16 protein-coding genes are annotated in these 16,388 nt (G+C 33.4%); 9 read left to right on the top strand and 7 right to left on the bottom strand.

The features are described 5' to 3' along the window. Positions 1–80 precede the first annotated feature (80 nt). On the top strand, positions 81–692 hold the full coding sequence (locus ACNFIH_RS12090; protein WP_035646435.1) for a superoxide dismutase: 612 nt from the start codon (positions 81–83) through the stop codon (positions 690–692). 780 nt (positions 693–1,472) lie between these two features. On the opposite strand, the gene ACNFIH_RS12085 is transcribed toward ACNFIH_RS12090, so the two are convergent. The 5 genes from ACNFIH_RS12085 to ACNFIH_RS12065 all read right to left on the bottom strand — a co-directional run bounded on the left by ACNFIH_RS12085 (position 1,473) and on the right by ACNFIH_RS12065 (position 6,581). Next, positions 1,473–3,371: an amidophosphoribosyltransferase gene (locus ACNFIH_RS12085; RefSeq protein WP_426483344.1), complete on the bottom strand. Its 1,899-nt coding sequence runs from the start codon at positions 3,369–3,371 to the stop codon at positions 1,473–1,475. Positions 3,372–3,451: 80 nt separating this feature from the next. Continuing rightward, a complete protein-coding gene (locus ACNFIH_RS12080) occupies positions 3,452–4,375 on the bottom strand; it encodes a PfkB family carbohydrate kinase (protein WP_426483343.1) in 924 nt (307 codons plus the stop codon). Between the two features lie 282 nt (positions 4,376–4,657). Continuing rightward, a complete protein-coding gene (locus ACNFIH_RS12075) occupies positions 4,658–5,599 on the bottom strand; it encodes an alpha/beta hydrolase family protein (protein ID WP_426483342.1) in 942 nt (313 codons plus the stop codon). Between the two features lie 15 nt (positions 5,600–5,614). Next, positions 5,615–6,010 (bottom strand): hypothetical protein, encoded by a 396-nt coding sequence (locus tag ACNFIH_RS12070; RefSeq protein ID WP_426483341.1) that lies wholly within the window; start codon positions 6,008–6,010, stop codon positions 5,615–5,617. Further along, entirely contained in the window at positions 5,994–6,581 is a 588-nt protein-coding gene (locus ACNFIH_RS12065; protein WP_426483340.1) for an RNA polymerase sigma factor, read from the bottom strand. Before ACNFIH_RS12065 ends, ACNFIH_RS12070 begins: the two co-directional genes overlap by 17 nt. Before the next feature lie 321 nt (positions 6,582–6,902). Between ACNFIH_RS12065 and ACNFIH_RS12060 the strand changes: the two genes are divergently transcribed. Beyond that, complete coding sequence (locus tag ACNFIH_RS12060) at positions 6,903–7,250, top strand: DUF6249 domain-containing protein (RefSeq protein WP_426483339.1); 348 nt, start codon at positions 6,903–6,905, stop codon at positions 7,248–7,250. 60 nt (positions 7,251–7,310) lie between these two features. Here ACNFIH_RS12060 and rnhA read toward each other — a convergent pair whose 3' ends face one another. Together rnhA and purN are read right to left on the bottom strand one after the other, a co-directional pair. Beyond that, the gene (rnhA, locus tag ACNFIH_RS12055) at positions 7,311–7,787 is read right to left on the bottom strand and encodes a ribonuclease HI (RefSeq protein ID WP_426483338.1); all 477 of its coding nucleotides are present in this window, start codon (positions 7,785–7,787) and stop codon (positions 7,311–7,313) included. Between the two features lie 152 nt (positions 7,788–7,939). Beyond that, complete coding sequence (gene purN / locus ACNFIH_RS12050; protein WP_035646415.1) at positions 7,940–8,503, bottom strand: phosphoribosylglycinamide formyltransferase; 564 nt, start codon at positions 8,501–8,503, stop codon at positions 7,940–7,942. 175 nt (positions 8,504–8,678) lie between these two features. On the opposite strand from purN, the gene ACNFIH_RS12045 reads away from it, so the two are divergent. The 7 genes from ACNFIH_RS12045 to ACNFIH_RS12015 all read left to right on the top strand — a co-directional run bounded on the left by ACNFIH_RS12045 (position 8,679) and on the right by ACNFIH_RS12015 (position 16,370). Then, positions 8,679–8,915: an acyl carrier protein gene (locus ACNFIH_RS12045; RefSeq protein ID WP_007137004.1), complete on the top strand. Its 237-nt coding sequence runs from the start codon at positions 8,679–8,681 to the stop codon at positions 8,913–8,915. 185 nt (positions 8,916–9,100) lie between these two features. Beyond that, positions 9,101–10,354 carry a beta-ketoacyl-ACP synthase II gene (gene fabF / locus ACNFIH_RS12040; RefSeq protein WP_426483337.1) on the top strand — a complete coding sequence of 418 codons (1,254 nt, stop codon included), beginning with the start codon at positions 9,101–9,103 and terminating at the stop codon, positions 10,352–10,354. A 9-nt stretch (positions 10,355–10,363) separates the two neighbouring features. After that, positions 10,364–11,104: a ribonuclease III gene (gene rnc, locus ACNFIH_RS12035; protein WP_035646411.1), complete on the top strand. Its 741-nt coding sequence runs from the start codon at positions 10,364–10,366 to the stop codon at positions 11,102–11,104. A 125-nt stretch (positions 11,105–11,229) separates the two neighbouring features. Continuing rightward, the gene (locus ACNFIH_RS12030) at positions 11,230–11,718 is read left to right on the top strand and encodes an IPExxxVDY family protein (protein WP_142449981.1); all 489 of its coding nucleotides are present in this window, start codon (positions 11,230–11,232) and stop codon (positions 11,716–11,718) included. Between the two features lie 5 nt (positions 11,719–11,723). After that, positions 11,724–13,157: a pyruvate kinase gene (gene pyk / locus ACNFIH_RS12025; RefSeq protein WP_426483336.1), complete on the top strand. Its 1,434-nt coding sequence runs from the start codon at positions 11,724–11,726 to the stop codon at positions 13,155–13,157. Positions 13,158–13,609: 452 nt separating this feature from the next. Then, on the top strand, positions 13,610–15,289 hold the full coding sequence (locus tag ACNFIH_RS12020) for an arylsulfatase (protein WP_426483335.1): 1,680 nt from the start codon (positions 13,610–13,612) through the stop codon (positions 15,287–15,289). Between the two features lie 64 nt (positions 15,290–15,353). Then, complete coding sequence (locus tag ACNFIH_RS12015; protein WP_426483334.1) at positions 15,354–16,370, top strand: HAD family hydrolase; 1,017 nt, start codon at positions 15,354–15,356, stop codon at positions 16,368–16,370. Positions 16,371–16,388: the final 18 nt, after the last annotated feature.

Genomic DNA, 16,388 nt, shown 5'->3' with positions numbered 1-16,388 from the left:
ACGAAATAGTATTTTCAATTCCAAAGTTAAATGTCTAAATTTGGGATAAATTATTATAAACCATAAAAATTAGAAATATCATGGCTTTTGAATTACCACAATTACCTTATGCATATGATGCATTAGAACCACATATTGATGCTCGTACAATGGAAATCCACCATACTAAGCACCACAATGCATATACAACAAATCTAAACGCTGCAATTGCAGGAACAGATTTAGAAGGAAAAACAATCGAAAATATCTTAATCAACTTAGATAAATCTAACGCTGCAGTTCGTAACAATGGTGGAGGTTTCTACAACCACAATTTATTCTGGACTGTAATGTCTCCAAATGGAGGAGGATTGCCAACAGGTGATTTATTAGCTGCAATCGAGGCTTCTTTTGGAACTTTCGAAGAGTTTAAAGCAAAATTCGCTAAAGCTGGAGCTACGCAATTTGGTTCAGGATGGGCTTGGTTAACAGTTCAAAAAGGAGGAAAATTAGAAGTTGTAGGTACTCCAAATCAAGATAATCCATTAATGCCAGAAGTTGCTGGTAACGGTGGAACTCCAATCTTAGGAATGGATGTTTGGGAACACGCTTATTATTTAAACTACCAAAACAGAAGACCAGACTATATTGAAGCTTTCTTCAGTGTAATCAACTGGACAGAAGTTGCAAGAAGATTTGCTTTAGATAAATAAGAAGATAGAATCAAGAATAAAGAAAAAAGACGAGTCCCGAAAGGTTCTCGTCTTTTTTTATTTGTGCATTTCTCTTTTTTCTATAATCTTTCTTCTTTGCCTAAATAAAAGAAAATAAAAAAGGCGGAATCTCTTCCGCCTTTTTTGCCCCAAATCTACCATAAACTTAACCTACTAATGTTATGGTTCGGTAAATGTATAACGAGTATATTTTAAAAAAAACTTTTTTAGACGAATGGCAAATATATCCGATTAAGTAAACTGAAAAAAGAAAATAGAGTAGAGAATAAAGAGAAAAGAATAAAGAGAAAAGAATAAAGAGAAAAGACGAGCAGCTTATGGTACTCGTCTTTTTTTATTATCTATACATTTCGTCTATAATCTTTTTTCTTTGCTCTTTCTTCTTTGCCTAAATAAAAGAAAATAAAAAAGGCGGAATCTCTTCCGCCTTTTTTGCCCCAAATCTACCATAAACTTAACCTACTAATGTTATGGTTCAGTAAATGTATGGCGACTATATTTGAAAAAAAAACTTTTTAGATGAATGGTCGATATTTTCGACGAAGTGATTGTAGTAGACTGTTTTGTAAATACTTATCTGAATAAAATAAAAAAGGTGGAATTTCTTCCACCCTTTTTGCCCCAAATCTACCATAAACTTAACCTACTAATGTTATGGTTTCCCAAAAGTATTGTAGCTTTTCATTTTTACCAAACAAACAGGATGAACGGCAAAAATAATCGATGAAATGCACAAATTAACTTTTTCTTAGCGTTTTCTTAGTATGCTCTAGCATCTTTTCCTTCGTAAAAATTCATAAATGCACGATTTACAACTCGATTTCCACCTGGAGTTGGATAGTCTCCTGTAAAATACCAGTCACCTAAATTTTTAGGACATGCAATATGTAAATCTTCGACTTTTTGGAAAATGATTTTTACTTCAGCATTGATTTCCGGAGAACTTAACATTTCTGCAATTTTGTCTGAAATTTCTTCTGGAGTAAATTGATCGTAGATTGCTGTAACATAATTTACAACATCTTTATCAGCGAAGTTTTCCTGCGCTTTACATTTCGCATAAACTTCGTCAACAATATGATATAAGTTTCTTTCTTTTAATAAAGTCAAAGCGGCTCTAAAAGCAACAAGCCCTTCTAGTTTTGCCATATCGATTCCGTAACAATCTGGATAACGAATTTGTGGTGCCGATGAAACAATCACGATTCGTTTTGGATTTAAACGATCCATCATTTTAATGATACTCATTTTTAATGTCGTACCACGAACAATACTATCATCGATAATAACCAAATTGTCCTCTGGTTTAATTACGCCATAAGTAACGTCGTAAACGTGAGCTACTAAATCATCACGGCTGCTGTCTTCAGTAATAAAAGTTCTGAGTTTAGCATCCTTGATGGCAACTTTCTCAGTACGTATTTTTACGGCTAAAAGCTCCTGAAGTGTCTCGGCAGTAAGTGTGTTTCTGTTTTCCAGAATATAATTATTTTTTCTCTGATTTAAGAAATCCTGAGCAGCTTCAACTAAACCATAAAATGAAGTTTCAGCTGTATTCGGAATATAAGAGAAAACTGTGTTGTCTGTATCGCTGTCAATTGCGTCAAGAACTGCAGGCAAAATTAATTTCCCTAAGTTTTTTCGTTCTTGATAAATTTCAGCGTCACTTCCTCTTGAGAAATAAATTCTTTCAAATGAACATGCTTTTTTAACGGTTGGTTCCAAGATTTGATTCATAGAAACTTTTCCGTTTTTCTTGATAATCAAAGCATTTCCTGGATCAATTTCCTGAACACTTTCAAAAGGAACGTTGAATACAGTTTGAATAACAGGTCTTTCAGAAGCTACGACAACTACTTCGTCATCTTGGTAGAAGTAAGCAGGACGAATTCCGGCTGGATCTCTAAAAACAAATGCATCACCATGACCTAATAATCCGGCCATTGCGTAACCTCCGTCTAAATTTTTAGCAGAACGAGCTAATATTTTTGCAATATCCAAACGCTCAGCAATTACTGGAGAAGCTTCTCTTTTAGAATAACCTTCAGCTTTACAGTCTTGGTACAATTGCATTACTTCTTTATCTAAAAAGTGACCAATTTTTTCCATTACCGTAACCGTATCCGCCATTTCTTTTGGATGTTGTCCAAGTTCAACCAGATTTTCGAAAAGCTCTTTAACATTTGTCATATTAAAGTTTCCTGCTAAAATCAAGTTGCGGTGCATCCAGTTGCTTTGACGCAAAAATGGGTGAACGCTCTCAATACTGTTTTTTCCGAAAGTTCCATAACGAACGTGTCCTAAAAACAATTCGCCAACATATGGAATTTCTGACTTTATTTTATGAATATCGTCAGCAATTTCAGGTTTTGCTTTTAATTCCTCGCTGATTCGCTCATTGATTTGTTTAAAAACATCTTGAATTGGTTGTGCATGATTCGAACGAACTCTGCTGATGTAGCGCTGTCCAGGTTCAACATCTAATTTAATACTTGCAAAACCAGCTCCGTCTTGTCCTCGGTTGTGCTGTTTTTCCATCATTAAATACATTTTCTGAATCCCGTAAAAAGCAGTTCCGTATTTTTCTTTATAATATTCAAGCGGTTTAAGAAGTCTAACTAAAGCTATACCACATTCGTGTTTTAAAGCGTCGCTCATTTTTTTTTGTTTTTTTGTGTGTTGTAAGTTGTGTGTATTAACGTAATAAAAAAGCCCCGTTTTACCGAGGCTCTTAGGCATTATATTTCTATGTCAAACTGAGTTAACGACTTAAATTGTTGTAATCGAATCGCTACTTCTGCTTTGCTTAATGTTTCCATCCTTTCAGTTCCAAATTTCTCTACGCAGAACGAAGCTAAATTTGAACCGTAAATAATTGCATTCTTCATGTTTCCAAAAGAAATGTTTTCGCTTTGCGCAATAAACCCAGAGAATCCACCTGCGAAAGTGTCTCCCGCTCCAGTTGGATCAAAAACATCTTCTAATGGTAAAGCTGGTGCAAAGAATACTTCTCTATTGTGGAATAAAAGTGCTCCGTGTTCTCCTTTTTTGATCACCACATATTTTGGTCCCATGTCTTGGATTTTCGCAGCAGCTTTTACTAATGAATATTCACCAGAAAGTTGTCTTGCTTCTTCGTCATTGATTGTAATAACATCTACACGTTTGATAACGTCTAGTAATTCAGGAAGAGCGCAGTCCATCCAAAAGTTCATTGTATCTAAAACAACTAATTTTGGTTTTTTCTCCATTTGATCTAAAACACTGCTTTGAACTAATGGATGTAAGTTTCCTAACATCACAACATCAGCATCTTTATAGTTTTGAGGAACTTTTGGCTGAAAATCTGCCAAAACGTTTAATTCAGTAACAAGAGTGTCTCTAGAATTTAGATCGTTGTGGTATAAACCGCTCCAGAAAAAGGTTTTTCCGCCTTTTACAATTTCGATACCAGAGATATCAATATTTTTTGAAGTCAATAAATCTAAATGTTCTTGAGGAAAATCATCACCAACTACAGAAACAATAGCTGATTGCAAGTTAAAAAATGACGCTGATAATCCGATGTAGGTTGCAGCACCACCTAAAATTTTATCTGTTTTTCCGAAAGGAGTTTCAATCGCGTCGAAAGCAACTGTTCCAACAATCAATAGTTTATTCATTTTATGAATTTCGAATTAGGGTGCAAAGATACTCTATAAGTTACAATATTGCAACGGTTTAGGTTCTCAAAATTTTCTTAAAAAAAGAATATCGATTTCGGGGTTAAAACTATTGTAAATGAGTAAATTATCTGAGATTCTTTTGAGTGCTCAAAATATCATTTTCAGAATTAAATTGCAATATTTATTTTGAAAAAAAGCTTCAAGATTTTATTTGAGTTTTCTAAAAGACGAAGCTTTTCTTTTCTGTACAAAACAACGTCCAAAAACAAACTCAGTTGTTCAAAGTGTTTCTAGTTTTTTTTGTTTATGATTCTTTGATTTATCGATATTTTTAATCCAATTGATTGCATCGTTCATAGGTTCTTCATCGTCTGAAAATGCTGTATTGTGTCCCAAGTTTGGAAACAATTTATATTCAAAATGTTTTTCTTTGGATTTTAATATATCAAGATGTTCGATTGATAGCTTTACAGGAACTTGAATGTCTTTGCCTCCAAAAATCCAGATTCCTGGAATTGATAATTTAGAAAGAACATCATTTGGATTTGTATCAATAAACTCATATTTGTCTGGGTCATTGAATATGTGTTTTCTTGCCTCTTCTTCAGAGTGTGTATTCCAAAAATTTTTATCTCCATTGGTATAAAATTGGAATCTCAATTGTTCTTTAACGGTAATAAGAGCGCCACTAAATATGGTCATAAATTTAACTTTCCTATTTTTCTCTGCAGTTAATGGAATTATCCATCCGGCTTGGCTACCGCCTATTAAACCGATAGGTATTTTATTATTTGACAAGGATTTAGATAAAGTATTTACGGCAGCACTTGCATCTAAAGACAAAAGATTTAAATTTGAGAAATCAACATTATTAGTTCCTACTTCGGGTCCGGCATATACACCAGCTGATTCTCCGACTCCACGTTTATCATACGTTAAAACTGCAATTCCATTATTGGCAAGGATTGTAGCAAAGTCTGTCATTCTTTTTTCTTGTCCAGATCCATGAATAATCACAACGGCTGCCTGTGCATCGTTGGGCATAAAAATAGTTCCAGCGAGTGTAACTCCTTCGCTAGTAAATTTTATTTCTTTAGTAGTAAAGTTTGAGGGAAGAGCAGATGCATAACTAATGACAAAAAGCAATAACATCGAGAGGAAATTCGTCTGTGTTTTAATTTTCTTTAGAGATAAATTATTTTTGATTTTACTACTTTTCATTTCTTTTAAACAGGATTACAACTGATACTTCTTATCAAAATAATTCTTCAAAACTCCAACCTGAATCAAAATCATAAAAGGAACAATTAAAATAGAATACAATAAAGTTTTTGAAATATGAATTCCGGAAACAATTGCTGAAATTTTATCTGTGTATGATTTTCCGATTTCTAAATTATTTTCTGCTCCAGCAAAAAACATATTGTAAATAACCAAAAGGATCAAAGCAATTCCAATAAAAATCCATGTTGAGATGGAAATTAAAGGCTTGTAAGGTTTTATTTTTGCTTTTTCGGCAACAAGAATTTGCGACATTAAGTTTGAAGTAAAGTCGGCAGATGGCGATTGTAAAGTGTTTTCGGCCATCATTCTTTCAATAAGATTTTCTAAATTTTTATCTTCCTCTTTCATAATACTCAACTATTTCAGGTTCTAACTGCTTCTTTAAAATGGTAGCTAATTTTTGTCGGCTTCTAAATAATTTTACTTTGACATTATTAGCGTTTATGTTCATGATTTTTCCAATTTCTTCTAAACTTTGATCTTCAAAATAAAATAGCGTCAAAAGGAAATTATCATCGCTTGGTAACAAATTTAAACAATTTTGAATGGCCTGCTTTCGTTCTGTGTCAACTAAAGCGCTCAAAGCATTGTCCATTGTTTTGACTAAATGAGAAGAAAACTCATCTATTGAAATATTATTTTCTTCTTTTTTGTTTTTTTTCAAACGGTCTAAACAATTATTATAAGAAATTTTATAAATCCAAGTTGAGAATTTAGAATCGCCTTTGAACTTGCTCAACGAATTAAATACTTTAATAAAAGTATCTTGTGCGGCTTCTTCGGCTTCTTCTTTGTTTTTGACCATCTTGAGTGACAAAGTAAAGATCATATCTTTATAACGATCTACCAGCACGGCAAACGCATTTGTCTCGCCCTGCAGAATTTTATCGATATAATGTTGATCTGGAATTGTACTCATATTATATAGGACGACGGTTTATTATTGTAGGTTACAAGAATTTTGAAATTATTTTTAATTTTTTAAATTCCATATTCCAACTTTTAATTTTGAAATTCTACATATATATAAAGGATTAAACTTTGCCAAAGCGTAATCATAATATTGTTATTTCGACTCATATTTGTTGTTAAATACTTTTAATAAAACTCAAAATTAGTTCATAATCAGTAAGTTTTGGGATTTGGAATTTATTTTTTGAATTTTTTTGCAAAATGTTGTAACCTCAATTTAAAAGGTGTCGTCCTATGAAGTATCAATCAATTAAAAAAATATAAAATCATGGGACCAGAAGTATTAGTACCATTTAGTTTTTGCGCAACAATCTTTGGGATTGTTTATCTTATTTATTCAACAAGAAACAGAGAACGTTTGGCTCTTATAGAAAAAGGTGTTGATGCCAGCATCTTTTTAAAAGGAGAGGGCAAAGGAGTTCCGGCTTGGAAAATATTCGTTATAAATACGGCTTTTCTTCTAATTGGGATTGGAGTTGGAATGTTTATAGCATTATTCCTTACAACGTATACAGCAATGAATTCAGATGTTGTTTATCCGGCAACAATTATTACGATGTCTGGAGTTGGTTTGCTTTTTGGATTTAACAAAGCCAAAAATTTGGATAAAGAATAAATCGTAAGCAGGAATTTAAGTTAGTACAAAAAAACGCATCAAGTAATTGATGCGTTTTTTTTATTCTTTAGAACCGATGGTTTCGTAATATTCGTCAATCGAAAGTTTAGGTTGCATAGATGCCATAACGGCCAATTGATCACAGCGTTCGTTTTGAGGATGATTGTTGTGGCCTTTTATCCATTTGAAATCTACCTGATGTTTTCGATATGAAACTAAAAAGCGTTTCCATAAATCTGGATTTTTTCTGCCTGCAAATTTCTTTTTCTCCCAGCCTAAGACCCATTTTTTTTCAACAGAATCTACAACGTATTTAGAATCTGAAATAACAAGCACTTTCATGTTTTCTTTTTTCAGTTTTTCCAAGCCAACAATTACCGCCAAAAGTTCCATTCTGTTATTAGTTGTCAAACGAAAACCTTCGTAGAATTCTTTTTTATGCGGAGTTCCTACCAATTCCATCACAACGCCATATCCGCCATTTCCTGGATTTCCTTTTGCAGCACCGTCTGTATATATATGTACTTCGTGATTCATTTATTTTAGACTTCTTAGATTATTGGATTTTTAGACTTCTTAGATTTTTTTTGACACCTTGGATTTTTAGATTCCAGACTTCTTTGACTTTTAAAAATATTTTAGATAAAAATCTAAAATCTAAGAAGTCTTATGTCTAAGAAGTCTAAAATCTAATCGTTCAATATTCTATGAATAATCTCAGGAAAATGTTTTTGTTCCAATTCATGAATTTTTTCGGCTACTGTTTCCGGTGTATCTTCGTCTGTTAGTGCTACATTGGCTTGGAAGATAATGCCGCCTTCATCATAATTTTCATTTACATAATGAATAGAGATTCCGGTTTCTTTTTCCTTATTATTAACTATGGCTCTGTGTATGTGCATTCCGTACATTCCTTTTCCTCCATAATTAGGTAAAAGCGCTGGATGGATGTTGATTATTTTATTAGGATATTTCTCGATTATATTTTCAGGAAATTTTAGCAAAAATCCGGCAAGAACGATTAGATCTGGGTCGATTTCTTGTATTTTTTGTAGTACATTTCGTTCTAAAAGTTCGTTTTTTGAGAAGATTTCGACCGGAATTTGATGATTTTTTGCTCTTTCGATGACTTTTGCTGAAGCATTATTTGTAAAAACAGAAACGACCTTTGCAATTTCAGTATTCGAAAAATATTTTATAATGTTCTCTGCGTTAGTTCCTGATCCTGAAGCAAAAACGATAATTTTTTTCATAATTCGCTGTGTTTTGAGAATGCAAAAAACGGAATAAAAAACGAAAATAAATAGCTTTAAAACGGCTTTCTTGAAATTAATTTTATAAATTAGTGTTACATTTATAAACTAAATCGTGGTTTTAAAATAAAGTTTTTTATTTTTGCCAACAAATTAAATTCTAAAATTAAAGATTATGTCAGACATTGCATCAAGAGTAAAAGCGATTATCGTAGACAAATTAGGTGTTGACGAAAACGAAGTTGTAACAGAAGCAAGCTTCACTAATGATTTAGGAGCTGACTCATTAGACACTGTTGAGCTTATTATGGAATTCGAAAAAGAATTTGATATTCAAATTCCAGACGATCAAGCAGAAAACATTGCTACTGTAGGTCAAGCTATTTCTTATATCGAGGAAGCTAAAAAATAATAATACCACACCCGATTTCTAGATTTATTTTTAGACATCGGGTGTTATTATTTTTTTTAAAATTTAAATTTCGATTGATTTTCAATCAAAAAGATATATTTATATTGTAATGCCCATGGCTCTTAAGTAACATTACTGTTAAGAAAGCGTGGGTTTTATTTGTTTAAAGTACAAAATACATATTTATGGCATTAAGGCGAGTTGTTGTAACAGGATTAGGTGCACTTACCCCTATCGGGAATAATATCCAGGATTATTGGAATGCACTTGTGAATGGAGTAAGCGGAGCCGCTCCTATCACATACTATGATACAGAGAAGCATAAAACGAAATTTGCCTGCGAAGTAAAAAACTTCAATATTGAAGATTACATGGATCGCAAGGAATCTCGTAGACTAGATAAATTTGCTCAATACGCAATTGCTGCCAGTGATGAAGCTATCAAAGATGCTGGAATTACTAATGATAATGTAAACAAACAAAGAGTTGGTGTTATCTGGGGAGCAGGTATTGGAGGTTTAGAGACTTTTCAAGAAGAAGTAATGTATTATGCGAAAGGCGATGGAACTCCAAAGTTCAATCCGTTTTTTATCCCAAAAATGATCGCTGATATTGCTCCTGCACATATTTCTATGCGTAATGGTTATATGGGACCAAACTATACAACAGTTTCTGCATGTGCATCTTCTGCAAATGCATTAATTGATGCTTTCAATTACATTCGTTTAGGAATGTGCGACGTTATTGTATCAGGCGGATCTGAAGCTGCAGTTACAATTGCTGGTATGGGAGGTTTTAGTTCAATGCACGCTTTATCAACAAGAAATGAAAGTCCAGAGACAGCTTCTAGACCTTTTGATGCAACCAGAGATGGTTTCGTTTTAGGAGAAGGAGCAGGAGCTTTAGTTCTTGAAGATTACGAACATGCAAAAGCTAGAGGTGCAAAAATTTATTGCGAAGTTGGTGGTGGAGGAATGTCATCTGATGCTTACCATTTAACTGCACCACATCCGGAAGGAATTGGAGTTATTGCTGTAATGGAAAACACTTTGAGAGATGCAGGAATGAAACCTGAAGATGTTGATCATATCAATACTCATGGTACTTCTACACCACTTGGAGATGTTGCTGAATTAAAAGCAATCAGTGCTGTTTTTGGCAGCCATGCAAAAAATATCAATATCAATTCAACAAAATCAATGACAGGACATTTACTTGGTGCGGCTGGAGCTATTGAGGCAATTGCTTCTATTTTGGCTATGCAGCACGGAATTGTTCCTCCAACGATTAATCATAGTGTTGTGGATGAAAAAATTGATCCTTCATTAAATCTTACCTTAAACAAACCTCAAAAAAGAGAGGTTAATGTTGCCATGAGTAATACTTTTGGTTTTGGTGGACACAATGCTTGTGTATTGTTTAAAAAATTGGTTGACTAATTTTCGTATATGAATATTATCAAAAAAATATTTTCTAAATCCCGTTCTCTAGAAGACGGGATTTTTTTTGACACTATTCAGAAAATTCTTGGTTTTCCGCCTGTCAATGTAGAATTTTACAGGAAAGCCTTTACACATAGGTCATCAAATAAGTTAGATGAAAATGGACAACCAATCAATTATGAAAGGTTGGAATTTTTAGGCGATGCGATGTTAAGTGCTGTAATTGCTGCACATTTGTTTAATAAAGCACCAAACGGAGACGAAGGTTATTTGACTAAAATGCGATCAAAAATTGTAAGTCGTGAGCATTTGAATGAATTGGGTAAAGATTTAAATCTGGTTCGCTTTGTGGAGAGCAAAGTGCCAATTCAACATTTTGGCGAGAACATACACGGCAACATTTTTGAATCTTTAGTTGGAGCAATTTATTTGGATAAAGGCTATCCTTTCTGCGAGCGTTTTATTCAAAAGAGAGTAATTACGCCTTATGTTGATATCGCCCGACTTGAAGGAAAAGTTATTAGTTACAAAAGTTTAGTTATCGAATGGTGTCAGAAAGAAAAGAGAATCTTTCATTATGACATTTTTGAGGATAACGGTATTGACGGTCAGCGCTTATTTGGCGTAAAATTGAGCATAGATAATAAAGTAATCGCAAGAGCGCGAGCAACTTCAAAAAAGAAGGCAGAAGAAAAAGCATCACAAAGGGCTTATTTTGCATTTCAGGAGAAAATAGACAAGAAATAGCTACAAAAATGCTGTAACTATCTTAAAGCTATAACGTTTTCGTTTATAAATTAACAAAAACAACCACGTCATAACTATTGATGCTCCGTTAGAAATAGTATATTTACAACTTGATTTTTCATGACATGGCTATTCATAGATTGGATTTAGACGAATTTGACGAAATTGATTATTATTTAATGGCAATTCATACTTCATTAGAAGATTATAGACTGGCCTATTTTATCAATAAGATCCTTCCGATAAACTTAAGTAAGAGCAAAAACGAGATCCATGCTCAGACTAAAGAAGGAGAGGCAAATTTTTCTAGGTTTTATTATTATGATTCCGAAAAAGCAGTTTCATGGAATTTAATTCAGAATAAAAATGAAATCATTTCAGTGAGTACAAATGATTTCCAGAATTTGTTTTCTAATGAAACAAGTGAGGTTTCAACAACAATTCATTTACTTCCTGAATTCAAAAAAGTAGATTTTTTCCTGAAAATAGAGAATAGCGAGGAAGCTCTAAATTTTTCAGAAATTCAACAACAATTAAATACCATAGAGAGTGTTGCGGCTATTTATGCCGTCGATACAAATAAAATAAAATCAAAAAACAATCTAATTTTTTAAAAAAAATGTTAACAAACAAGAAAACCAAAATTGTTGCTACACTTGGTCCCGCATGTAGTACAAGAGAGATTATCAAGGATATGATCGAGGCAGGGGTTAATGTGTTTAGAATCAATTTTTCGCATGCAGATTACGAAGGAGTAAAAGAAAAAATCGATATCATTAGAGGTCTAAATGAAGAGTTTGGTTACACTACAGCAATTTTAGGAGATTTGCAAGGACCAAAACTTAGAGTTGGTGTAATGGAAGAAGGAACTGTTGTACATGATGGTGATGAAATTACTTTCACAACAGCAGAAGATATTATCGGAAATGCGAAAAAAGCATTTATGAAATATCAAAATTTCCCAAATGATGTAAATGTTGGAGAGCGTATTTTGCTTGACGATGGTAAACTTATTTTTGAAATCGTTTCTACAGATAAAAAGACAGAAGTTGTTGCAAAAGTTATTCAGGGTGGAGAATTAAAATCTAAAAAAGGAGTTAATCTTCCAAACACAAAAATCTCTTTGCCAGCTTTAACTGAAAAAGATATTGCAGATGCGATTTTTGCAATTGAGCAAAAAGTAGATTGGATCGCACTTTCATTTGTGAAAACTCCTCGCGATTTACAAGATTTACAAGAACTTATCGCTAAGCATTCAGAAGTTAAAATTCCAATTATTGCTAAAATTGAAATGCCAGAAGCTCTTGAGAACATGGACAAAATTGTAGCATATTGTGATGGATTAATGGTTGCTCGTGGAGATCTAGGTGTTGAGCTTCCTGCTCACGAAGTTCCATTGGTACAAAAAGATTTGATCCGTAGAGCTAAAACGGCTAGAATTCCTGTTATCGTTGCTACACAAATGATGGAAACAATGATTACAAGTTTAACTCCAACAAGAGCTGAAGTAAACGACGTTGCAAATTCAGTAATGGACGGTGCAGATGCAGTAATGTTGTCTGGAGAAACTGCAACAGGAAATTACCCTGTACAAGTAATTCAAAGAATGGCGCAAATATGTGAAGCTGTGGAAGATTCTCCACTTATTCAAGTGCCTCAAAATACTCCACAAATCAAAACAAAACGTTTTGTTACTAAAACAGTTTGCCACCAAGCGGCTTTATTAGCTAATGAAATCAATGCAAAAGCAATTTGTACGTTAACAAACAGCGGTTATACTGCTTTCCAGATTTCAGCTTGGAGACCATCTTCTGCTCATATTTTAGTGTTTACTTCAAACAGAAGAATTTTAACACAATTGAATTTATTATGGGGAGTTAAATCTTTCTTCTATGATAATGAAGAAAGTACAGATGATACTGTAACAGATGTAAATAAAATTGCAGTTGAAAAAGGATATGCGACTAAAGGTGATTATTTAATTAACCTAGCAGCTATGCCGATTAAAGATAAAGGAATGGTAAATACCATGAGAGTTTCTGAAATAGAATAGTTTTCTTTTTAAAGATATACTAAAAGCCATTCGAAAGAATGGCTTTTTTTTTGCCCTTTTTTGAAAACTTAATTCAAGTTGTAGAATCGGAACAAAAATTTCTTCTTTAAGAGTAATAATTTAAGATAATCAAAATCGCCTCTTTTGTTTAATAGATTTTGCAAAATGCTTTAACAATTCGTTGAAAAGTTACTTTTTTAACGTTTCATTTTATAAAATGAAACCACGTCGTGGCTCAAAAATACTGTAGTCAGGTTTTTTATTAGCTAATTTTGAGTTCTTAAAAAAAAATTAAGAAAATTCTTGATTTCATTTTGATCAGTTTTTACTGTCAATAAAATTATGAAACAGCAATTTTTCAGAATAATTTTTATTTAAAGAAAAAGCCCTGACATTTTTGCTTTTATAAGCACATCTCTTTATAACACTAATTATTAACAAATTTTATTACCATGAAACAAATTAAGTTTTACTGCAGATTTAATAATGCGATGATAATATTTGCATTAATATGTTCAAGCCTGTCACTTTCGGCCCAAAACAAAAAGCCTAATATTTTGATACTTTGGGGTGATGATATTGGAACTACTAATATTAGTGCTTATAGTGATGGAGTTATGGGTTATACAACACCCAACATTGACCGTTTAGCAAATGAAGGATTACGTTTTCTTCATTATTATGGAGAACAAAGCTGTACTGCAGGGCGTGCTGCTTTTTTAACAGGACAACACGGTCTTAGAACCGGACTTACAAAAGTTGGTTTTCCGGGAGCGCCAATGGGTATGAGTCAGTTAGATCCTTCTATTGGTGGAATAATGAAAAACTTGGGTTATGCAACAGGACAATTTGGTAAAAACCACGTTGGAGACCGAAACGAAAGTTTGCCAACTGTGAATGGTTTTGACGAATTCTTCGGAAATCTGTATCACTTAAATGCAGAAGAAGAACCAGAATTGCCAGATTATCCTAAAGATCCCGAATATTTGAAAAAATTTGGACCAAGAGGCGTTTTAAAATGTACGGCAACAAATGTTGATGACGCAACAACTGATCCTCGTTTTGGAAGAGTTGGAAAACAAAAAATCGAAGATACCGGAGCGCTTACTAAAAAAAGAATGGAAACAGTTGATGATGAAACATCAGCAGCAGCTATTGATTTTATTAAAAGACAAAACGCTGCTGGAAAACCATTTTTCTGTTGGTTCAACGCAACACGTATGCACCTTCGTACACACGTTAGAGCAGAACACAGAGGAAGATACACACACGGAGACAGTGAATATATTGATGGTATGATTGAACATGACGAAACTATCGGAAGTATCTTAAAAGCATTAGACGATTTAGGAATTGCTGATAATACAATTGTGGTGTATTCTACAGATAATGGTCCTCACATGAATACCTGGCCTGATGGTGCAATGACACCTTACCGTTCAGAAAAAAACACAAACTGGGAAGGAGCTTTTCGTGTACCTTGTATTGTGCGTTGGCCAGGACATATTAAACCAGGAACTGTAACTACTGAATTAATGAGCCATAATGACTGGATGCCAACTTTGGCTTCAATTGCTGGTGAGCCAGATTTAACTAACAAACTTTTAAAAGGTTACACTGCAAACGGAAAATCATACAAAGTCCATTTAGACGGTTTTGATCAAAGTAAATTTTTAGAAGGCAAAACACAAAAAAGTGCGAGAGATAAATTCTTCTATACAGATGATGATGGTCTTTTAGTTGCTTTAAGAGAAGGAGATTACAAATACGTTTTTGCTGAACAGCGTTTAGAAGGTACACTTGGTGTTTGGGCAGAACCTTTTACAAAACTGCGTCTTCAAAAAACATTCAATCTGTTTCAGGATCCTTTTGAAAGAGCAGATATAACCTCAAATACTTTCTGGGACTGGCAGTTAAATCATGTTGGGTCAATGTACGGTGCAATACAAGATGTAGTGGTATTTGCAGAAACATTTAAAGAATATCCACCAAGATCAATTCCACCAAGTTTCTCTGCTTATACTATCATGGAAGAAGCAATGAAAGATATCAAGGCAAAACAATATATAGAAAAAAATGTAATGCCTAAATTAAAAGAAGACGCAGAAGACACTTCAAAAAAGAAAAAATAAAGTATAGATAATTAAAAGAAACAGGGCTTTTATGTCCTGTTTTCTTTCACTTAATATTTTTGTTATGTATAAAAAAATAGTACTAATACCTGCGCTTCTTTTTTTATTTGTTTCATGTAAAAAATCAGAAGAAAGTACAGCTGTTAATCCAAAAGATAGCACAGCAACTGCTGTAACCAGCAGTGATCCTTTGCTAAGCTGGAATGACGGAGCTTTAAAAAAAGATATTATTGCTTACGTTGAAAAAGTAACCAAAGAGGGAAGCCCGGATTTTATTCCGGTAGAAAACAGAATCGCAACCTTTGATAATGACGGAACACTTTGGGCTGAAAAGCCTTATGTTCAGGAATTATTTGCTTTTTACAGAGTTAAAAAAATGGTTGAAGCTAATCCAGCTTTGGCACAAAAACAGCCTTTTAAAGCCGTTGTAGAAAAAGACAAGACTTATTTTGAAAAAGGCGGAGATAAAGCACTTATAGAATTGGTTGCCGCAACGCATACAGGAATGACCGAAGATGAATTTGAAGCTTCAACAAAAGAGTTCTTTTCTGGAGCCCAATATCCGGGTAAAAATGTTCCGATAAAACAAATTAGATATCAGCCACAATTGGAGTTACTGAATTATCTCCGTGCAAACGGATTCAAAACTTTTATTGTAACTGGTGGAACAGTTGAAGTTGTTAGAGCAATATCGCAGGATTATTATGGGATTCCAAAAGATCAGGTTGTTGGAACTTCTTTCAAATATAAATTTGATGATGCTAAAAATGCAGTTTTAAGAGAACCTGCTTTAGATCATTTTAATGATAAAGAAGGAAAACCTGTCGGTATACAATTGCACATTGGACAACGACCAGTTTTTGCCTGCGGAAATGAAGGCGGAGCTGGAGATCTTGCCATGTTACGATATTCTTCAGGAAGCAAATATCCTTCGTTTCAATTAATTGTAAATCATAACGATTCGATTAGAGAATACAATTATCAGGAAAAAGATAATCTTTCATTAAATACTGCTGCAAAATACAAATATCATATTGTGAGTATTAAAGACGATTGGAAAAAGGTTTTCGCAGATAAATAATGATGAGTTCCATCATAA

The sequence above is a fragment of the Flavobacterium sp. 2 genome (assembly GCF_049949195.1).
Taxonomy (GTDB): domain Bacteria; phylum Bacteroidota; class Bacteroidia; order Flavobacteriales; family Flavobacteriaceae; genus Flavobacterium.
Note: the sequence above shows the minus strand (reverse complement) of the source record. Positions and strands in the feature narration are given on the sequence as shown.